15 protein-coding genes are annotated in these 21,608 nt (G+C 58.0%); 7 read left to right on the plus strand and 8 right to left on the minus strand.

Annotated features, from left to right (window positions below; translation table 11 throughout):
• Positions 1-16 precede the first annotated feature (16 nt).
• Positions 17-925, minus strand: coding sequence for an ABC transporter permease (locus ACFFSY_RS09435; RefSeq protein ID WP_377493674.1), 909 nt, complete (start codon positions 923-925; stop codon positions 17-19).
• Positions 926-1,289: 364 nt separating this feature from the next.
• On the opposite strand from ACFFSY_RS09435, the gene ACFFSY_RS09440 reads away from it, so the two are divergent.
• Positions 1,290-3,038, plus strand: coding sequence for a sensor histidine kinase (locus ACFFSY_RS09440; protein ID WP_377493136.1), 1,749 nt, complete (start codon positions 1,290-1,292; stop codon positions 3,036-3,038).
• 2 nt (positions 3,039-3,040) lie between these two features.
• Entirely contained in the window at positions 3,041-4,636 is a 1,596-nt protein-coding gene (locus ACFFSY_RS09445; RefSeq protein WP_377493138.1) for a response regulator transcription factor, read from the plus strand.
• A gap of 106 nt (positions 4,637-4,742) precedes the next feature.
• Here ACFFSY_RS09445 and ACFFSY_RS09450 read toward each other — a convergent pair whose 3' ends face one another.
• Complete coding sequence (locus ACFFSY_RS09450) at positions 4,743-5,714, minus strand: LacI family DNA-binding transcriptional regulator (protein WP_377493140.1); 972 nt, start codon at positions 5,712-5,714, stop codon at positions 4,743-4,745.
• Positions 5,715-5,811: 97 nt separating this feature from the next.
• On the minus strand, positions 5,812-9,204 hold the full coding sequence (locus ACFFSY_RS09455) for a GH36-type glycosyl hydrolase domain-containing protein (RefSeq protein WP_377493676.1): 3,393 nt from the start codon (positions 9,202-9,204) through the stop codon (positions 5,812-5,814).
• Between the two features lie 325 nt (positions 9,205-9,529).
• Between ACFFSY_RS09455 and ACFFSY_RS09460 the strand changes: the two genes are divergently transcribed.
• The 5 genes from ACFFSY_RS09460 (at position 9,530) to ACFFSY_RS09480 (ending at position 15,555) form a co-directional block, all read left to right on the plus strand.
• Positions 9,530-10,765, plus strand: coding sequence for a sugar ABC transporter substrate-binding protein (locus tag ACFFSY_RS09460; RefSeq protein WP_377493142.1), 1,236 nt, complete (start codon positions 9,530-9,532; stop codon positions 10,763-10,765).
• Between the two features lie 99 nt (positions 10,766-10,864).
• Entirely contained in the window at positions 10,865-11,749 is an 885-nt protein-coding gene (locus ACFFSY_RS09465; protein WP_377493144.1) for a carbohydrate ABC transporter permease, read from the plus strand.
• A gap of 76 nt (positions 11,750-11,825) precedes the next feature.
• The gene (locus ACFFSY_RS09470; RefSeq protein ID WP_377493678.1) at positions 11,826-12,617 is read left to right on the plus strand and encodes a carbohydrate ABC transporter permease; all 792 of its coding nucleotides are present in this window, start codon (positions 11,826-11,828) and stop codon (positions 12,615-12,617) included.
• A 167-nt stretch (positions 12,618-12,784) separates the two neighbouring features.
• The gene (locus ACFFSY_RS09475; protein WP_148928628.1) at positions 12,785-13,642 is read left to right on the plus strand and encodes a class II fructose-bisphosphate aldolase; all 858 of its coding nucleotides are present in this window, start codon (positions 12,785-12,787) and stop codon (positions 13,640-13,642) included.
• Positions 13,643-13,833: 191 nt separating this feature from the next.
• Positions 13,834-15,555, plus strand: a complete 1,722-nt coding sequence (locus ACFFSY_RS09480; RefSeq protein WP_377493147.1) for a cellulase family glycosylhydrolase — start codon at positions 13,834-13,836, stop codon at positions 15,553-15,555.
• Positions 15,556-15,642: 87 nt separating this feature from the next.
• On the opposite strand, the gene ACFFSY_RS09485 is transcribed toward ACFFSY_RS09480, so the two are convergent.
• From ACFFSY_RS09485 to ACFFSY_RS09505, 5 genes are all read right to left on the minus strand, one after another.
• Positions 15,643-16,908: an extracellular solute-binding protein gene (locus ACFFSY_RS09485; RefSeq protein WP_377493149.1), complete on the minus strand. Its 1,266-nt coding sequence runs from the start codon at positions 16,906-16,908 to the stop codon at positions 15,643-15,645.
• The gene (locus tag ACFFSY_RS09490; protein WP_377493151.1) at positions 16,874-18,208 is read right to left on the minus strand and encodes a GGDEF domain-containing protein; all 1,335 of its coding nucleotides are present in this window, start codon (positions 18,206-18,208) and stop codon (positions 16,874-16,876) included. Before ACFFSY_RS09490 ends, ACFFSY_RS09485 begins: the two co-directional genes overlap by 35 nt.
• Before the next feature lie 160 nt (positions 18,209-18,368).
• Positions 18,369-19,193 (minus strand): carbohydrate ABC transporter permease, encoded by an 825-nt coding sequence (locus ACFFSY_RS09495; RefSeq protein ID WP_377493153.1) that lies wholly within the window; start codon positions 19,191-19,193, stop codon positions 18,369-18,371.
• On the minus strand, positions 19,186-20,082 hold the full coding sequence (locus tag ACFFSY_RS09500) for a carbohydrate ABC transporter permease (protein ID WP_377493155.1): 897 nt from the start codon (positions 20,080-20,082) through the stop codon (positions 19,186-19,188). Before ACFFSY_RS09500 ends, ACFFSY_RS09495 begins: the two co-directional genes overlap by 8 nt.
• Before the next feature lie 105 nt (positions 20,083-20,187).
• Positions 20,188-21,507, minus strand: a complete 1,320-nt coding sequence (locus ACFFSY_RS09505; protein WP_377493157.1) for an ABC transporter substrate-binding protein — start codon at positions 21,505-21,507, stop codon at positions 20,188-20,190.
• Positions 21,508-21,608 lie beyond the last annotated feature (101 nt).

Below are 21,608 nucleotides of genomic sequence, written 5' to 3' on the forward strand. Positions count from 1 at the left end.
TCCCTCCCTCCTCCATTTACCAAAGACTTTGCCCGCTGTATCGTCGCGACACCCAATTGACCAGAATGAGCAGGATGAAATTGATGATCGTATTGAACAGATTGATCGCCGAGGAGAAGCTGTACTGCGCGCTTAACAGCCCGATTTTGTACACGTAGGTCGAGATGACCTCGCTGCCGGATAGATTCAGGTTGTTCTGCATCAAATACGCCTTCTCGAAGCCGACGCCGAGCAGTCCGCCCACGCGCAGAATGAGCAGCGTAATCGCCGTCGGGATGAGCATCGGAATGTCGATGTAGCGGATTTTCTGCCATCGGCTCGCCCCGTCTACCGTGGCGGCCTCGTATAAGCTCGGATCCACCGCCGATAACGCCGCAATGTAGATGATGCTGTCCCAGCCGGTGTGCTGCCAGACATCCGACCACACGTATACGCTGCTGAACAAGCCCGCGGATCCCATGACATTCGGAGCTTCCGCGCCGAACAAGCCGTAGAGGTGCCCGATCAGCCCGTTGCCCGGGGAGAGCAGGATCATCATAAGTCCGACCATAACGACGGTCGAGATGAAGTGCGGCATGTACGTGACGGTCTGGAAGAGGCGCTTGAAGTAGTTCTGCCGCATCTGATTCACGAGCAGCGCGAACATGATCGGAATCGGGAATAGCACGAAGCTGTACAGACTGATGATCAGCGTATTCTTGATCGTGACCGAGAATTGATAGGAATGAAAATACTTCTCGAAGTACTTCAATCCCGCCCATGGACTCCCGGATATGCCGAGCGCGGGGCTGAAATCCTTGAAGGCGATCACGACGCCGTACATCGGCTTGTAAGTAAAACAAAGCAGCAGCACCACGGCCGGCAGCAGCAGCAGATACAAGCCCCAGTTCCGGCCGATCCGAGTCAGCGTGCGCTGCAGGCTCATATTCGGTTGGCTGGCTCTCAAAGCAATCCCCCTTCTCTATTGGCGCAGGCTCCGCCCGTTGATTACGCCCTTGCGGCGGGCGGAGCCTGTTGATAGTTCAAGTATAGAACGCCGCTTTCGCTGTTATTTGGACTTCATGCTCGCATTTTCCGGACCTTTGCGGCCGGCGCATCCAACAACAAGCCCGCAGCCGCTTCCGCGCCTGACGGAATTCGGACTTCTCCTGCCACTATCCGGACTTTTCCGGATGCGAGCGGCAATTCGCGATTTGTTTTTCGATAGGCCGGCTTTATAATAGTCCCTATCTAAATGAAACCGCTTTATTGGAAATAAGGAAGCACCGGAGAGGAGCGTTCGGCGGCATATGGCTACCCATGCGACAAACAAAGCAGGCAAAACCTACCCGATCCAGCACTACGTGAAGATCATGCTCTTCATTTCGTTCTCTGCCCTCATTCTGGATTTCGCGATCAGCTTCGCCACGATCACCATCGTCAAGCAGCAGTCCTCGCGTTATGTTCGGGACACCGCGGAGTTGTATATCAACCGGATTAACAAGGACTTCAATTATATGAATCACTTCATGGGCTGGACGCTCGCCAACGACGAGAACGTGGAGAAGATGTCGGCGCTTGCGGTAAGCGACTATGCGTTTATAAAGGCCAACCGGAATTTATACAAGCGGTTCGCCGAGCTTCAGAAGTTCTACGGGGAGGATTACAATTTCTTCCTCTACCTGAATCAACCGAATGCGCTGCTGAACAGCGCGCCCATGAACTTGTCCTATCCGCAATACCAGTCGCTCAAGCGGCAGATCGAATTGTATGTTCAGGATAAAAATCTCTACGAGAAGTTCTACTCCCGCTGGTCCACCCTCAATCTGAACGGCACGTATTACGTCCTGAATATCGTGCCTTATCATGATAGCTACATGATCTGTCTGATCGCGGCCGACGACCTGATCGAGCCGCTGCGGCAGATTAATCTAGGCGAGCACGGGCTGGCCTCGCTCGTCGGCGAGGATGGCGTCACCGTGACGAGTCCGAATCCAACTCGCGGGGACGAGGGGAGCTCCGATTCGAAGCTGTCCCTCCTGCTCGATCTCCTGCAGACCCGGACGACGGTCGACGCCCCGTTCACGAACGCCTCGTTCCACGTGAACCTGGTCATTCAATTCGGCGCTTTCGAGAAAATCATGATCGCCCAGCTGCTGGTCGTGCTGCTCGCCGTCATCATCGCCTGCAACCTTTGCTTTATCCTTCTGTACTTCAAGAAGAAGGTGCTGGCACCGATCAAGAACTTCTCCTACAACCTCACCTGCTGGACGGAAGAGGGAGAGCCGATCGATATGGAGCACAGCAAGATCATCGAGCTGGAGAAGGCCAATAAGCAGTTTCTTCATCTAGTTCGGCAGATCAAAGCGTACAAAATCGACATCTACGAGCGCGAGCTGGAGAAGCAGCGTATTGCGCTGAACTATATGAAGCTGCAGATCAAGCCGCATTTCTTCCTGAACTGCCTGACCAACATCTACAGCATGGCGCAAATGCAGATGCATGCGGAAATCGAGCAGATGGCGTTATCGACGTCCCGTTATTTCCGTTATATCTTCCAACATGAACAGGATTTCGTCCGGCTGGCCGACGAGCTCGAGCATGTCCGCATCTACCTCGATATCCAGAAGCACCGTTACCGGGATGCCTTCGTCTACCGGATCGAGCAGGACGACCTTGCAGCCGGCGCCAGAATTCCGCCGCTCGTGCTGCAGACGTTCATCGAGAATGCGATCAAGTACGCGGTATCAAGGGAGCAGGAGGTGCAAATCCGGGTACGGGTCGAACGCGGCCATGCGGAAGGCGAACCGTGCACGGTCATCCGGATTACGGATACGGGACCAGGCTTCTCGCCGGAGGTACTCGAGAGACTCAATGAAGGTCGGCCGCTCGATCAAACGCTGGGCACGCAGATCGGCATCATGAACACCGTCCACAGGCTGGAATACCTGTATCGCAAACAAGCATCCGTCCAATTCTGCAATATAGCGGGCGGCGGCGCGAGCGTCACCTTGACGATCCCCGATCCACCGCACGAAACCTACGAAAGGAGTGCCTAACCATGAATGTGCTTCTTGTCGACGACGACTACTTCGTGGTGACCGCGCTCGAGAAGAAAATCGACTGGCGGTCGCTGCAGATCGACGAGGTATACACCGCGAACAACGTCGCCCAAGCACGGGATATCATCAAACAGCATGCGGTGCACATTTTGATTTCGGATATCGAAATGCCACAGGGGAGCGGCTTGGAGCTGCTTGCGTGGATTCGGGAGGAGAAATACAGCGTGCAAACCATCTTCCTGACCAATTACGCCGATTTCAATTACGCCCAGAAGGCGATCGAGCTGCAAAGCTTCGAATATTTCCTCAAGCCGATCGAGTTCGACAAGCTGATGCTGATCATTCAGAAGGCCGTGGTCAAGGCGAGCGAGCAGCAGCATGCCGAGAAAGTGCTGCAGGAAGGTTACTTCTGGCAGCAGAATCAGGGCAAAATGGTGGAGCACTTCTGGCGCAAATTGGCCAACAGCAGTATCTCAGCCCCGGTGAAGCCGGCCGCGATCGCAAGTTCGGTTCAAGAACAGCACCTCGCCTATCGTATGACCGACACGTTCCAGCCGCTGCTGCTCACGCTGTTCCCTTACGACGGAAGCATGGGGAAGGAAGAGAAGGAGCTGTTCGATTTCGCGCTGCTCAACGTACTGGGCGAGCTGCTGCAGCATCCGTCCTTCTCTGTCGAAACGATGCTGGAGCACACGCCCCGCAACTGGATCGCCGTCTTGAAATGGACGCAGCCGCCGGATACTCTCTTGATCGAGGAGTTGTGCGCGTCCTTCATCCACAAGGCTAACCATTATCTGAAATGCGACGCCTGCTGCAGCATCGCGCCTGCCGGCGAGCTGAACGGAGTCGGCGGCGTGCTGCAGCAGCTGCTCGACATGAACGTTGCGGTCGCCAAATCCCGCAATCGAATCGTGCACGTCTCTTGCAGCGATCATGCGGACGACGCGGATTACGTTCCGCCGAATTTGACGCTATTGGATGAACTGCTGAACGAGAACCAACCTGAAGCCTTCCTGGACGAAACGAGCAGGTACATGAGCACGATGTGCCGCGATGCGACGCTGCGCACATCGGTCCTGAGCCGGTTCCGGCTGGATATCGTACAGCTCGTCTACGCCTTCCTGAAGAATAAGGGCATCGTCGCCCACCAATTGTATACCGAGAAGACGCATGATCTGCTCCACATGCAATCGCTTAACTCGCTGGAGGATATGGAGGAATACCTGCGCTATCTGGTGGACACCGCCATGCAGCATCGGAATCATGCCGCCGAGCCGACGTCCGTGGTCGAAGCCGTCAAGCAGTTCATCCAGGCTCACTATGGCCATGACCTCACCCGCAACGCGCTGGCCGAGACCGTGTACCTGCATCCGGATTATCTGGCGCGCCTGTTCAAGAAAGAGACCGGCGTGTCGCTCGGCAGCTACGTCATCCAGACACGCATATCGGCGGCCAAGCAATTGCTCGAGACGAGCAAGCACTCCGTCTACGCGATCGCAAGCAAAGTCGGGTATGACAACTATTCGTATTTCTCCAAGCTGTTCAAGCAGGAGGTCGGCTGTACGCCGAACGAGTATAAGAAGGTGAGGCAGTAACGAAGGCACCAACGAACACGCTGCCCTGACATCTCGCATGCATCGCATTCGTCCATTAGACGACAAGAGCGCATCCCCGCAATAATCCGCGGGAATGCGCTCTTCGCTATTCTATGATGTTACTCACCGACTCGCCCTCGACGAGCGAGACGTAAATACGCTCGTGCTCGACCGACTCGCCATTGATGAGCCGCAGCAGCTGCTCCGACGCCATCGCGCCCCAACGGTGCTTCGAATAATGGATCGTCGAGAGCTGCGGCTGGAGATAACGCGTCAGGTCGATGTTGTCGAACCCGACTACCGAGATTTGCTCCCCGATCCGGAAGCCCTGGGCGGTCGCATAATTATGCAGTCCGATCGCCATCTCGTCGTTCAGGCAGAAGACGCCGACCGGACCGTCGTACGCGTCGATAATGACGCGCGCCGCCGCTTCGCCGGAGCCTTTGTTGAAGTCGCCGTCCAGCACGACCGCCGTGACCTCCGGATGGCGGTCGAGCGTCTGCCGCACCGCGATCATCCGCTGGCGGGAGTCGAACGTGTCCTTCGGCCCTGTCACGATGTACAACTTCCGGTGCCCGTTCTGGATGAGGTAGTCCATCGCGAGGTTCGCGCCGGCCTTATTGTCGAGCAGCACCTCGTTGACGGCCGGGTGATTCAGCTCCCGGTCGAGGACGACGAGCTTATGCCCGCGGTCGGCGAAATCGAGCAATTCCTCATCGGAGAACGTCAGATCCAGAATAATCGCCCCGTCGATCATCCGCTCCGGCAGCAGCCGGTGCGACTGGAGACCGCTGCACACGATGAGGTCGTATCCTTTGCGGTTCAGCACTTCCTTCATCCCCTGCAGCAGATCGCCGTAGAAGGCGCCGGTGAAATCGGTCAGGAAAGCGCCGATAATGCGCGATTCCTGCTTCTTCAGCTGCCGGGCGGCGGCGTTCGGAATATAATTCAGCTCCTTGGCGATCGCCAGGATGCGCGAAGTCGTTTCGGGCGTAACTTTAGGACTGCCGTTCAGCGCGTACGAGACAGTCGAAATCGACACGCCCGCATGCTTGGCGATATCCTTGATGCTAACCACCGCGATCCCTCCTGTAGCTTGCTTGCTCCTCAACTATACCACAACTTTCCATTAATAATCTGTCATCAAACTGCCATCCTTACCTGACAATCGATCCTTAGGCTTGAATGAGCAATTCGTTGAGAAGTTCGCCTTCGCGTCGCCATAGCGGATCAAGCTGTTCAAGCGCAATGCATGCGCCAGTGTCGCGATAGGTTCCCGTCAACCGGCGCGCCTCGATTGCCGTGCCGTTGAAAGCGACGCCGGAAACGTAACTGCCGCTAAGCCGATACGTGATCCGTACGGGCCGTCCGCCGATCGCGAAGCGGACCGTCATACCATCCAGCTCGTTCGGGAGCACCGGGTCGAGCACGAGTTCGTCCGCCGTTAACCGGATGCCAAGGACGTTCGAGATCAGCTGATTCATATAGATGCCGGGACCGCTGGAGTAGATTCGCCAGCCCCCCTTCACCCCGACGCTGCCGCTGCGCAGCTCGTCGAAGCGCGCCGCCGCCTCGTACCGGTTCGCGAATCGGCCGTCCGAGCTGCTGAAATAGGCATTGCTCTGGCGGAGCTCCGCGTTCGGCACCGACTCTCGCAATCCCACCGGATTAATAACGTGGAGCGCGCGCCAAGCTTCGTCCGCCTTGCCCAGCTTGGCCATCGCTTCGATGAAGCGAATATGGGCGTGCACATATTGCAGCCCGATCTCGCGGCCGAAGTTGGCGGCCTGCTCCGCCCGTTTGAACCGCTTGCTTACGCCGCCGTCATAGGCCGCCGGCCGATCCATCAGCCTCACTCCATCCGGGAAATGCAACTCCCGCTTGATCAGCTCGTAATGCTGCTCGGCCTGCGCCGGTGTAAGCAGCTCCGCGATCATGCTCCGGGTCATGGGCAGCAGCCGGTAGCGGATGCCGGTCCCGGCATCGTCCGGGTGGAGCAGCTTCTGTGGCCGGTCCCGCTGCTCCATGTAGAGGAAGCCGGGAATGACCGCATCCGGCTCCATATAGGTGCCGAAGTCCCGGCGAATGCCGGCCGCAAGCGACTCCGCTTCTCGGCCGAACGCAGCGCGTTCGGGCGACTGTTCATCCGCCGCCAGCAGCCGGCCGAACACGCGCAGCGTCTGATACGTCAGCGCCACCGTCCAGCTGCTCGCCATATAGGCGCGAAGCGACGCGCTCGCAGGCTGCAGCGTATCGTCCCAATCGCCGTCCCCGTACGCCGACAGATGCGTATCGTGCAGGAAATGCGAGCGGATGTACGCCACCTGCTTCTTCACGTGGGCGAGCAGCGATTCGCGGCTCTCGGTAAATTCATGCGAAGCGCGGCTCGTGTAAGGCAGCGTCTCCTCCAGCATGGCCAGATCGCCGGTCGCGGCGATATAGTCGCCGAGCAGCTTGAGCGGCCAGACGATAATATCCCCGTGACTCTCCTCCTGCTGAATCCGGTGGTAGCGGTCGAACATGAACCATTGCGGCCATCCGCCGTCCTCCGCGTACTGATGCGAATAGACGATCCGGAGAATATCCCCGACGGCGTCGTAATGCTGCATCGCAAGGAAATATTCTGCCGGCCCCTGGCAGACGTCCCGCGTCCCCCAAGCCGCCCCGCCGTATTGCTCCAGCCCGTGCGGCACCGCAAAATGAACGCGCATATTGTGCGTGTACCACCATGCGAGAATGTTCAATCGTTCGATGACGCCTATGGCATGCTGACCCGGATGGGCCAGATGAAAGCCGTTCATGAGCTCGGCCATGCCAAGCCGGTATTGTTCGGCCGCCTGCTCCAAGGCAGGGATGGCTGCTGTCGCGCTCGCCAATCCTTCCAGCCGTCCTTCGATCCGCAGCTGCCATGTAGAAGACGCCTCCGTCTCCAGCACGAACAGCGGCGCGCTCCCCGGCGAGAGCGCCGGAACGAGCCGGCGCTCGTCGGCCGCCGTCGCCTCCGCCCCTTCGAGCGTCAGCCGGTAACCAAGCGCCGGGTAGACGTCCGCGGCCGGCGTTCCGGCGGCGGCCCGGAAGACGTACGACTCCCCTTGTCGTTCCGTCTTGTACGGAGTCTCATACTCTCGCTCGTACATCGTCATCTGGCTCGTCAGCACATACCGCCGCGGACGGTCCTGTTCTGAGCGAACGGCGAGCGCGGCAATCGGCGAATCGGCGGCCGTGTAGCTCGTCACTTCAACCACATCGTCGTCCAGCACGTACAGCCAGCGCGCATAGTTGAAGCCCATCTCGAAGAGCGACGGCATAGCCAGCAGCCGGAATCGACCGTCAACCTCCGCATACAGCCGCATGCCGGAGACATGGAGCACATTAAGCGCATTGCGCGCGTTGCCGATCAGCTTATTGAAGGACGTATTGCCGACGACGAGCTGCGAGTGGAAGATGCCGTACATATAAGCGGTGGAGGTCAGCATCTCCGCGCCTGCCCGGTCTGGCGCCCCGCTCATGAGAATATGGCCGTGCGGCCGCTCCGTCAGCAGCTCCTTCGCCTTGAGCACGACATGCTCGTACGTCGGCGTGAAGAAGCTGAGCAGCTCGCCATGGTCCCATTCTTCCTGGAGACGATGCGGATAACGGCGCTCGATCTCCTCCCGGGTTAGCGGCCGCGAACGCAGCGGCTCGCCGATGTCCGCCGCGCGGGCAGGCACCGGTTCGAACCGCTCGAAGACAGGCGGCGTAGACCGCACTTCCTCCCAAGCCGCGAGCAGCCGTTCCTCGAAGCCCGCCTCGCGCACCGCTTCGGGATGATCGGCTTCGAACAGACCGTAGAAGACGGCTCGGCCGCCTTCGGCCGCGTTCATCCGCCTAGATTGCAGCGCCGTATACGCGAATTCGTATTGATAGTTCTCGCTAGGCAGATCGCCGCGCGTAAGCGCCTCGGGCCGATGCGTATTCTTGAACGATAGGCCGAAAAACTGAAAACCGTCCGTCGCGTACGCCGTGGCGTAGCTTAGGCACCCCTGCTGCAAATACGGGAAGCGCCCGTCCTGCGGCTGATTTTGCCGGGTGCACACGATCCATCCCCGCTTCGCATCCTCATACGCGGAATGGTCCAGATATTGAGACAAATACGCTTCGTTGCTTCGCACGGCGCCGGGGGCGGCCAGGCCGATATCTTGGCCGTAGACGACGTCCGCCATCACGGATGCCCCGCTAGCAGCGGCAATCGACACATCCCAAAACCAGACGCCCTTATCGCTCAGCAGGAAGCTTACCGCGTAATCGATGCCGCCCGCGTTCCCCCGCCATTGCACGCCTCGCTTGCCGAGTGCGACCTCGCTGCGGGAACGTATTCCGATCAGCGGATATGCCGTGGATACGTTCCCGTCCTCGTCGTACACGCGCAAATATACATTGTTCATCGCCCCGTCGACAGGACTGGCCAGCACCTGATTCAGCATAATTCCGTCATGCGCCATCGCTTCGTGCAAATCCCCGGAGGGATGGAATGTAAACCGCAGACCGCCTGCTTCCACTGCCCAGACGGATGTTTCAATTGATGTCATGCGAACCGTCAAAACCGGTTCCTCCTCTCGATGAATCCCGTAATGTCGAGCTTTTCAACTAGGAATGCCTACGACCTGTCAACGCAATAGAAACGTTTCTACAACAGTTAAAAAGAGTATAAACATAGGTTTGGAATGAAGTCAAACGTTTCGTTCAATTCTTCATAGCCAAAAAGAAAGCGAATACAACCCGATTTAAAGCCATTAATGAAGGGAAATCCGCTCTCAAAAAACGCTTGTATGCGATTTCAAAATGATCTATAATCGAAATCGAAACGTTTCAACGATCAGTTATCCAGAACCATAAAGGGGAGGAATTACCGAAATGAGAAAAAGAAGCGTAAGCACCATCGCCGCGGTTGCAGTGCTTGGAGGGCTGCTGGCAGGCTGTTCCGGCGGGAACGATTCCGGCAATGGCGACATCACCCTGTCCGTTTGGGCGATGGGCGACAGCAGCAAGCCGATGGAGCAGATGGCCGCCGATTTTACGAAAGAGAACCCGAACATCAAGGTCAAGGTGCAGGCGATCCCTTGGGGCAGCGCCCATGATAAGCTTCTGACCGCCGTCGCCTCCAAGAAAGGGCCGGACGTACTGCAGATGGGCACGACCTGGATGCCGGAGTTCGCTTCCGCCGGCGCGATCGCCGATCTCACGAACGATATTCCGAACTACCCGGAGCTTGCGCCGGACAACTTCTTCAAGGGAACCATCACCTCCACGCAGTTCGACGGCAAGACGGTCGGCGTGCCTTGGCTTGCCGAGACGCGCATCCTCTTCTACCGCACGGACGTGCTGAAGTCCGTCGGCTACGACAAGGCGCCGGCGACGTGGGATGAGCTGCTCGACGCGTCCGCGAAGCTAACCGCGCGCGGCAAGGACCAGTATGGCATCGGACTCGATCCGAAGGAGCCGACGCTCAGCTTCATGTTCGCCCGCCAGAACGGCGCCAAGCTGATCGATGGCGGCAAGGCGCAGTTCGAAGAGCCGGCATTCGCCGAAGCGGTCTCCTATTTGGATACCTACTTCAAGAAGGGCTACGCGCCGGTCGATCTCGGCTTGGACACGTCGCAGAGCTTCGGAGGCGACGGCATGGTGCCGATGTTCATCAGCGGACCGTGGATGATCAAGACGATTAAGGACCAAATTCCGGATATCGACGGCAAATGGGCGACGGCGGTGCTGCCATCCAAGCAAAACAACATGAGCTCGCTCGGCGGCTCCAACCTGACCGTCTTCAACTACACGGAGCAGAAGGACGCGGCGCTGAAGTTCATATCCTTCCTCAGCAAGCCCGAGAAGCAGCTGGAGTGGATGAAGCTCACCGGCGAGCTGCCGGCGACGATGAAGGCGTGGGAAGATCCGCAGCTGAGCGATGACGCGAACATGGCCGTCGTCGGGGAGCAGCTCAAGAACGCCGAGCCGATGCCGCTCGTCAAGGCTTGGGACAACATCTCGCAGAACTTCCTGAAGACGTTCGAGCAAATTTATCGCGCCGACGCCGATCTGAACGAACAGTTGAAGGCGTTCAACGCGCAGTCGCAGCAGCTGCTGGACAAATAGCCGCAACGCGGGCATCCGAACGGGCGCCGGCTTTCGCCATCGCGCGAAAGCCGGCGCTGCCCGCACCACTGGCGAATGACTTGATAAGGAAGTGATGCCATGAAAGGAACATCCAAGTACGCCCCTTACGTCTTCATCGGTCCCACCCTGATTTTGTTGACCGTGTTCTCCCTGCTGCCGATCCTGGTCGCCGTCTACATTAGCTTGACCGACATGGATTTGGCCGGACTGGCCGATTATTCGAATATATCGTTCGTCGGATTCCGGAATTACGTCGACATTCTGTCCGATCCGGTTTTCCTCGTCTCCCTGCGCAATACGTTATTCTACGTGATCATCGGCGTGCCGCTGGTCATCGTCTGCTCGCTCGCCGTCGCGCTGATGATCAACTTCGGCCGCAATCGTGTGTTCAAAATTTTCCGCGTCGTCTACTATCTGCCCTCGGTGACCAACGTCGTCGCCGTCGCCGTCGTGTGGAGCTATCTCTACAATCCGGGCATCGGGCTGTTCAACTATATGCTGACGTCGCTCGGGTTCGACCGCGTTCCGTGGCTGACCGAGCCGACGATCGCCAAGCTCTCCCTCATTCTGCTCGCCCTATGGAGAGGGATCGGCCTGAACATGATCATCTTCATCGCGGCGCTGCAGGGCATCAGCCGCTCGTACTATGAAGCCGCGCAGCTGGACGGGGCCAGCAACTGGCAGCAGCTGACGCGCATCACGATTCCGATGCTCCGGTACGCGATCGTCTTCGTCTCGATCACGACGATGATCGGCTGGCTGCAGTTCTTCGAGGAACCGTTCGTCATGACCCAAGGCGGACCGCTGAACGGAACCGTCTCGGCTTCGCTATTCATCTACCAGAACGGCTTCCAATACAGCCATTTCGGCTATGCGGCCGCCGGCTCGTTCATTCTCTTCTTCATTATTATCGCGATCACGCTGCTCCAGCTGAGACTTCAGCGGAAGCAAGCCGAAGAATAGGAGGCGTTACGAAGTGACTCATTCCAAGCAGACTGCCGCGCGTACCGCTTCGTCCAGCGACCGGCTTCAACAGTGGCTGGTCGGATTGACGCTCACCGTCTTCGGCGTGGCGATGATCGTGCCGTTCGTCTGGATGATGCTGTCCTCCTTCAAGACCGAGGGCGAAATCAAGCAGATCCCGCCAACCCTCTGGCCGGAGACGTTCACCTTCGACAACTTTCACCGGTTGTTCACGGAGATGGACTTCAGCACCTATTTGATCAACACGCTGCTCATCACGCTGTTCAGCTTCGTCGGCCTGCTGCTCAACGCCATGGCCGGCTTCGGCTTCGCCAAATACCGGTTCAAGGGCCGCGACAAGCTGTTCCTGCTCGTGCTGGCCACGATGATGATCCCCGGTCAGGTGACGATGATTCCCGTCTACCTGATCTTGAACAGCGTCAGCCTTACCAATACGATGATCGGCATCGTGCTGCCGGGCTTCATCAGCGCGTTCGGCATCTTCCTGTTCCGCCAGTTCATGTCCGCGCTGCCGGACGAGATCATGGAGGCGACGCGGCTGGACGGCGCGAGCGAATACAAGCTGTTCCTGCAAATCATCCTCCCGATGTCCAAGCCGATCCTCGCCGTTCAAGCGATTCTGACGTTCATTGGCGGCTGGAACAGCTTCCTGTGGCCGCTCATCATCGCCAACGACGAGAAGCTGTACACGCTCTCGGTCGGCTTGCAGCTGTTGAAAGGCCAGCATGGCACCAACTATGCGCTCCAGATGGCCGGCGCGGCGTTCATGGTCGTGCCGATCATGATTCTCTTCGTCTTCGCGCAGAAGCATATCATCGAGAACTACAACATTTCCGGCATCAAATAAAAGCATGTCGCCGCCGAAAAGCAGCCATCCGGGCTGTTTTTTCGCTTTTTCTTAACATTCGGCCGCATTTCTCGCTAGAATGATTCGATTTTTGACAAATAAATGAGTATAATAAACTGGGATAGGACAAGAATTCGTCTTTAAGTATCTTGAGGGAGGACTAGAAAATGGCATTGGTTTCGATGAAAGACATGCTGAACAAAGGTTTGAAGGAAGGTTATGCGGTTGGCCAGTTCAACATCAATAACCTGGAATGGACGCAAGCGATCCTCGCGGCGGCCGAAGAAGAGAAGTCCCCGGTTATCCTGGGCGTCTCCGAAGGCGCTGCTCGCTATATGGGCGGCTTTACGGTTGTAACCGCAATCGTTAAATCCCTGGTCGAAGAAATGAAAATCACGGTACCGGTTGCGATCCACCTGGACCACGGTTCCAGCTTCGAGAAATGTAAAGCGGCGATCGACGCGGGCTTCACGTCCGTCATGATCGATGCTTCGCACGGTCCTTTCGAAGACAACGTCCGCATCACGAAGCAAGTCGTTGAATACGCGCACGAGCGCGGCGTTTCCGTTGAAGCCGAGCTGGGTACGGTTGGCGGCCAAGAAGACGACGTAGTCGCTGACGGCGTTATCTACGCAGATCCGAAAGAGTGCAAAGAGCTCGTCGAGCGCACGGGCATCGACTGCCTCGCGCCAGCGCTTGGCTCCGTTCACGGCCCTTACAAAGGCGAGCCGAAACTGGGCTTCAAAGAGATGGAAGAGATCTGTCAAACGATCAACCTGCCGCTCGTTCTTCACGGCGGAACAGGCATCCCGACGGAGCACATCAAACGCGCCGTATCCCTGGGTACAGCGAAAATCAACGTGAACACCGAGAACCAAATGTCCTTCACGAAAGTCGCGCGCGAAATCCTGACGAAAGACCTGGAAGTTTACGATCCGCGTAAATTCCTGGCACCAGGCCGCGATGCGATCAAAGCAACGGTTATCGGCAAAATGCGCGAGTTCGGTTCGTCCGGCAAAGCGTAAAACACATAGAAGACCCGAAGACCGGACACGCGTTGTCCGGTCTTTTTTATGTGAACGCAAGCCCACTAATTTCCTCATGAAATACGCCGTAATTGTCCGGGTGTCGTCCTTCTTGAGCGTTATGCTATAGTTTCACTTGACAACGCTTACATACCAGATGACGACATTATTTCAAGGAGGTTTATCGAAACATGACTTTGCTTCGCAGACCTAGACACATGCTCGTCCTCACCCTTCTTCTTCTTGTCGCCATGCTCACCCCGGCCGTCGCGTCCGCCTCGGACGGCGCCGAGCGGGAGAAAGAGAAAGAGCGCGCCACCAGCATTCAGTCCTACGTGAAGAAAATGCAGCCGGGCTGGAATCTCGGCAATACGTTCGACGCCACCGGCGCGGACGAGACGTCCTGGGGCAACCCGCGCGTAACCAAAGCGCAGATCAAAGCCATTGCCAAACAAGGCTTCAACAGCATCCGCATTCCGGTCACCTGGCAGCAGCACATGGGCGGCGCGCCGGATTATAAGATCGATCCCGCCTTCTTGGACCGCGTCGCCGAAGTCGTCGACTGGTCGCTCGACGAAGGGCTGTACGTCATGATCAACCTGCACCACGATTCCTGGCTGTGGGTGACGAATATGGGGACCGAGCATGACGCGGTGCTCGCCCGCTATAATGCGGCGTGGACCCAAATCGCCGACCGGTTCAAAAACTACTCGACCAAGCTGTCATTCGAGAGCATCAACGAGCCGCGCTTCAGCAGCGGCTGGGGCGAAGATGCCGACGCATTCTTCGCGCATCTCGCCGAGCTGAACACGTCCTTCCACAGCATCGTCCGCGCGTCCGGCGGTAAGAACGACGTCCGTCCGCTCGTGCTGCCGACGCTCGAGACGAACGCGAGCCAAGACCGGCTTGACCAGCTGTACGGCACGATCCAAAGCTTGAACGACCCGAATCTGATCGCGACCGTCCACTATTACGGCTTCTGGCCATTCAGCGTGAATATCGCCGGCTTTACCCGCTTCGAGGAGCAGACGCAGAAGGATATCACCGACACGTTCGACCGCGTCTACAACACGCTCGTGGCAAAAGGCGTTCCGGTCATCCTCGGCGAGTTCGGCCTGCTCGGCTTCGATAAGAACACCGGCACGATCGAACAAGGCGAGAAGCTGAAATTTTTCGAATTCCTGATCGACTACCTGAACCAGAAGAACATTACCCACATGCTGTGGGATAACGGCCAGCACTTCGACCGGTTGAACTATACGTGGAAAGATCCGCAGCTATTCGATCTGATGCAAGCAAGCTGGAAAGGCCGTTCCGCGACCGCCGCGAGCGATCTGATCTACCTGAAGCAAGGCGCGGACATCCAAGACGCGGCCGTGACGCTGAACTTGAACGGCAACAAGCTGTCCGCGATCCGCGCGGGCAAGGATAAGCTGAAGAAAGGCAAAGACTACGAGCTGTCCGGCGATACGCTGACGTTCAAGGCCGCCCTCCTGAAGAAGCTGACCGCCTCCGGCCAACTGGGCGAGAACGCCGAGCTCGTCGCCGAATTCAACAAAGGCGCGGATTGGACGTTCGACGTGATCACCTACAAGACGCCGACGCTCGCAAACGCCGAAGGCACGACCGAGAGCTTCGCGATCCCGACGGCATTTAACGGCGACAGGCTTGCCACGATGGAAGCCGTCTACGCAGCCGGCGGCAATGCCGGGCCGCAGAATTGGACCCCTTTCAAAGAATTCGGCTACGCGTTCTCGCCGGACTACGCAGCTGGCACTGTAGTCCTGCCCGCGAATTTCTTCAACGAAGTGAATGACGGAGTCGTGAACTTGAAGCTCCACTTCTGGAGCGGCGAGATCGTGAGCTATACGATTACGAAGCAGGGCGCGACCGTGACGGGAACCGCATCTTAGTCCACGCCCAACGCGCAATGCACGAATAAGGAAAGCCAGCCGACCTTGGGTAGCGCCCCTCGGGAGACTGGCTTTCTCTCGTTATGCTTAATCCAGCAAATCCTTCCAATCGGCTTCGATATTTCGCGTCCCCTCTTCGACCGATACCTTCCCTAACAGAATCGCGCTCAGATTGTGCGTGAAATCTCTGAACAGCGCGGAGCCTTCGGGAAGCGCCGGCCTGGCTTTTGCCGTATCCAGCTGCTTTTTGAAGCCCTGCACGATTTTGTCCTGCGCCAGACGCTTGTCCGCATACGCGGCGGTTTGGGTCGGCAGCGTCTTGAAGGCCAGACTTTGACGCACCTGCGTCTCGCTGTCCGTCAGATATGCGATCAGCTCCAGGCTTTCATTGGGATGCGCGCTGTATTTATTAATGACCAGACTGTGACCGCCGATCGGCGAACCTTGCCCTTTGGGTCCCTTCGGCATCGGGGCGATGCCGAGGTAGTCGTTGTTTCGAAATTGGCCGCCCGTCGACCGGATATCGCCGATCGCCCATGGACCGTTCATGATCATGGCGGATCGGCCATCTGCAAAGTCGCCGACCATCCGGTTATACCAATCCGTGAAATCGGCGTAGGGCTGGGTTACCCCCTCCTCGCGCAGACGAACCATGAAGGCCAGCGCACGCCGCGAGTCCTCGGACGCGATCTCGATCTTGCCCTCTTCCGTGATCATGCCGCCCCCGAAAGCCCAGAGGTAAGGAAGCGCATAGTACGAATCCTCGGTGACGAACATTCCGTATCGGCTGCTCCCGGTCAACTTCTTCGCCATCGCCAGCAGCTCGTCCATCGTGGCCGGCGGCGCCTGGAAGCCCGCTTCGCTCAGCATCCGCTTATTGTACAGCAAGGCGGGCACCTCCAAGACCGAGGGCAATCCGTATAACCGGTTCCGGTACCGAAGGGGTTCCATCGCGGAAGGGACGTAGCCGCCGAAGCGGGACGCGGGCGAGAGCTCATCGAGCGGATACAAAATTTCAAGCTCCGCATACTCGGGAATCCACGTGTTGTCCGCGCGAAAGACGTCTACGCTTTGATCGCCCAGCACCGCCGTCTTGAATTCGTTCGTGGCGAACGGGAATTCGTGCTGCTCGATCCGAACCTGGATCCCGGGATGGTCCTCCATGAACGCGTCGATGCGATTGCGGAAGAAGGTCGTCTCCGCCGGCGATGTAGTCGTCCAGAACGTTAATTGGACGGGTTCGCCCGACTCGCCCGCGCCTGAGCATGAAGCCAGCGGCAGCAGCGACAGCAGCCAAGCTGACAGAATAGCGTTGCGTTTAATCCTGATGGGGCTCCACTCCTTTGCCGGCAATCGCAGGATCGTAGAAGCAGATCCGGTTTCTGCCGCTTTCTTTGGCCGCATACAGCGCTTGATCGGCTTCGAGCAGCAGCCTTCGCGGATGGTCCAGTTCCCGTGCGGACGCGGACGCAATGCCGATGCTCACCGTTACATACTCGCTCACCTCGGAGCGGATATGCGGTATAGCGCGTTCCGCCAGCGCCGATTGAAACCGCGTCGCCATGCCGCTCGCATCCGACCTGTCTTGATTCGGGAGCAGCACCACGAACTCCTCCCCTCCATACCGGGCGGCCAAGTCCGCGGGTCCGACCTGCTCCTGCAAGATTGCCGCGACCAGCTTCAAACATTCGTCGCCGGCCTGATGGCCGTAGTGGTCGTTATAGCGTTTGAAATAATCGATATCGAACAAGATCAGCGAGATCGGCTTCGCCTCCTTCACGAGCCGCCGCCATTCCCGCTCCAGCGTATCGTCATAGCATCTGCGGTTCGCAATGCCGGTCAGCGCGTCCCTTCTGGAGATCTGCATCAAGAACGCGTTCGAGTCGATCACGGTGCGAAGCGAATGCGTCATCCGATTGAACGCCTCCGCCAGTTCGAACAGCTCATCGCGTCCTTTGAAGTGCAAATCGGCCACCTGCAGATCACCCTCCGCCACCTTCTGCGCAGATGATTTGAGCAGTCGGATGCGCCGAAGGAGGTGGTTCGATAGCGTGATGGCAATCAGCAGCGACAGCGCGATGCCGGAGCCGGCCATCGTATAGTTGACCCGAACAATCAGATTGCCGATGCCGCGGATCTCGTTGTTATTCCGATCCACCCGCGCCTGCTCGTTCTTGAAGAAGGCGTGAAGCGCGAACGCGATCGGGTCGAAGCTGTCTTTGGCATACGCTTCCCGCGCCTTCTCGGCTTCCCCCTGCTGCTTGAGCGCCATCGTCCTGCGTTTGTGCGTCAGATAGTCCGCCCATTTTTGCTTGAAGCGATCGATCTGGGCAAGGGCTTGCGCATCGCTTGTCATCTCCACCAAGCGCCTCATCTCCGCGTTCACGTACCGCACGTTCGAATTGAATCGCGATTCGTAGTCCGCCTCGACGTAGAGCGGCGCAAGCAGATAATGCGCGCCGTTGTCGTTGGCGGTGCGGGCGAACAAATTCAATCGCTGCAGCACCTCCATCCGTTTGCCCGAGACGCTGCTTTCGTTCGTCAGCTCCACCATCCGTTCGGATAGAAACGCCGACACGACAACCGTTATGACGAAGAGCGCGATAATGGCGCTATAGCTCAAAAACATTTTTTTGCGAAGCGTGAGTATCAACCTGCCAACCTCCGGTCGTCGATCGCACCTGTTCATCTGTAACTTTATTAGTGTGTATTCAAGTCCCTTCGCTCATTCCCAAAAGGTGGATTTTTATCGGGAGCCGGAACGCCAAGAGCCGCTTCCCGGGATGGAAAGCGGCTTGGCGCGTATGCTGGCTTTATTTGACCGATCCGATCATCCCCGCCACGAAATGCTTCTGCATCAGGAAGAACACGAGCGCCGTCGGCAAAGTCGCGATGACGATCGCGGTCATGATGACGCCGTAGTCCGGGGAGTAACCCGAGCCGAGATTGGAGATCAGGAGCGGAATCGTCTTGTTCTCCTCCGACTGCAGCACGATGAGCGGCCACAGATAGTTGTTCCAGCTCGACATGAACGTAATGATCGCCGCGGCCGCGTAGGTCGTCTTCATCGTCGGCACGTAGATGCGAAAGAAGACGCCCAGCTCGCTGAGTCCATCCATGCGCCCCGCTTCCAGCATATCCTTCGGGAACATCTTCGTGCTCTGACGAAAGAAGAAAATGAGGAACGCGGTCGTCATCGTCGGCAGCACGACGGATGCGGCCGTGTCGATCCCGATGCCCGGCGCATGCTGCGATAGCGTCGCGAACATCCGATACAGCGGCACCATGAGCGCGGCGAACGGGATCATCATCGACAGCAGCAAAATGTTAAAGACGATATCCTTCGCGCGGCTCCGATAAATCTCGAAGCCGTACCCGGCCAGCGAACCGATCAAGAGCGCCAGCGCCGTCGTCGTGATCGAGATCTTCGCCGAATTCAGCAGGGCGGGCACCAGATCGACCGTATCGAGCAGCCGCTTCACGTTGCCGGCCAGCTCCCCGCCGGGCAGCAGCCTGCCCTTCGTCACGTCGACCGACTTGTTCGTCGTGCTGACGAGCATCCACAGGAAGGGGAAAATCGAGACCACGGCGGCGATGATCAAGAACGCGTAGGCGAAAGCCCGTTTCAGCTTAGGCATGCTTATCACCTGCCGCTTTGAATTGGAGGAACGAGAAGACGACGATCAGCGCCACGATCGAATACGAGACGGTTGCCGCGTAGCCGAAGTCCGGCGTGTATTTGAACGAAAGGTTGTAAATGTACTGGGAGATCGTCGTCGTCGCGCTCCCGGGTCCGCCCTTCGTAATGTTCATGACCTCGTCGAACAGCTGCAGCGTGCCGATCGTCGACGTGATGGAGGTGAACAGAATGATCGGCTTGAGCATCGGGATCGTAATGCGGAAGAACTGGGCCATGGACGAAGCGCCGTCGATGCGGGCCGCCTCGTAGATCGCATGGTCGATATTTTGCAGCGCGGATAAGTAGAAAATCATGTTGTAGCCCGTCCAACGCCACGTAATCGCGACGATGATCGTGATTTTCGCCCAGAAGGGGTCGGTGATCCAGCCGATCGGCTCCGAGATGAGCGCAAGCTTCATCAGCATGACGTTGACGAGGCCGTCCTGGCCGAACAAATATTTGAACACGACGGAGTAAGCGACGAGCGACGTGACGCAGGGCAGGAAGATCGCCGTCCGGAAGAACCCTTTGAATTTCAGCTGCCTGTCGTTCAGCAGGACGGAGATGATCAGCGCGAGCATGATCATGACCGGAACCTGGACGATGAGATAGACGAACGTATTCTTGACCGCGGTGATGAAGGTCGAATCCTCGAACAATCGCTTGTAGTTCGCAAGTCCGGCGAAGCTCAGGTTCGTTCCCTTCCCGCTCTGGAGCGATAGCAGGAAAGCCTGGATCATCGGATAAAAGTAGAAGGCGGCGATCAGCACGACGGGCACGATAACGAACGCCCAGCCGACCGCGCTCGCCTTTCGCTGCATGCTCATGGCGGGTCTGGCAGCTCTCATTGGATCCTCTCCTCTTTCGGCCGGCGACGGCGAGCCTTGCCGGGACGTTAGCCCCGGGCGCGGCTCGCCCATGCCGGTCGTGCTAGCGGGGATGGCCGGCGCGTCTTATTGCAACTGCGCCTCCGCCTGCTGCTGCGCGTCCTTTAGCACGTCGTCGATCGCCTTGCCGCTCAAGAAATTTTGCATTTCGACGACGAGAATGTCTTCGATCGCATACGTGCTGGAGCCGTAGTTGACGCGCGGGATCGAATCGGTCCATTTCGCGAAGTCCGCGATCGTCTTCTGATCGGCGTAATAGGGATCGGCCGCCTCGTACGCCGCGCCGCTCGATGCCGGCGAATACGTGCCGATCGCGCCGATGTCGGTGACGAGCTGCTGATAGAAGTCGATGTTGGAACCGAACGTCTTGGCGAGGAAGTCGGCCGCCGTCTCCTTGCCGTCCACGTTGAGCACGTACCAGGAGCTGCCGCCGAGGTTGGACGCATTCACCGTATTCGGCTGGCCGGCTAGTCTCGGAATCGGCACGACCGCCCATTTGCCGGACTGCGACGCTTCGGCCTTGATCGAGGCGTTGATCCAGTTGCCGGTCGGCACGGACGCCACTTCGCCGCTGTTGAAATTCGCCAGGAACTGGCTCCAGTCGGAATGCGGCTTCACGATGTCGGCTTCCATGATTCGCTTGTAGACGTCGAACGCTTCCTTCAACGCCTCGTTGCCTACTAGATAAGGCACCTTCCCGTCTTTGTCCATATACCAGGAGCCCGCCGTCTGAATCATGATGCGGATAATGCCGAGGTCGTTCGGGTCCAGGCTGATCATCGGCTTGCCGGTTGCTTCCTTTACCTTCTTGCCGATCTCGATGAAATCGTCCCACGTCAGATTTTGCAGGTCGGCGACTTTGTACCCCGCTTGCTCGAGGTAGTCGGTTCGCACGAACAGCCCCGTGACGCCGGAATCGAACGGAAGACCGTAGTTTTTGCCGTCCAGGCTCGTCGGCCCGATCTTGTACTGCGCGAAATCGTCGGCCTTGAACGTACCGGTCAGCTCGTGGAACATGTCCGGGAACGCCTGCAGGAAGCTCTGCGACCGGTAATCCTCGATAAGCACGATGTTCGGCAGCCCCTTGGTCGTGCCCGAGCCGAGGCTGGTGTTCAGCTTCTGCACGATATCATCCTGCGCGTTCTCGACGATGTTCAGCTTAAAATCCGGATGGTCCTTCTTGTATAGATCGGCCGCGATGTTGAGCGCCTTGATGTTGAAGTTCTTGTCCCATGCCCAGACGGTCACCTCCGAGCCGCCCGCAGCCGCGTTCCCTCCGCCGGCCGCTTCCTCGTTCGCGCCTCCCGCGCCGTTGTTCGAATTCGATGCGCATGCGCTGAGCAGCAGCATCCCGGATAACAGCACCGTCGCCAACTTCTTCTTCATCCTTCTTCCCCCTGTCGAAAGCATAATGAAAGCGGTTACTTAATGACAACGTCATCGTACCATTCCGCTTTCGGCGACCGTTAGGAATATCTTTGAACGGA

The organism is Paenibacillus aurantiacus (assembly GCF_042431225.1).
GTDB lineage: Bacteria > Bacillota > Bacilli > Paenibacillales > Paenibacillaceae > Paenibacillus_Z > Paenibacillus_Z aurantiacus.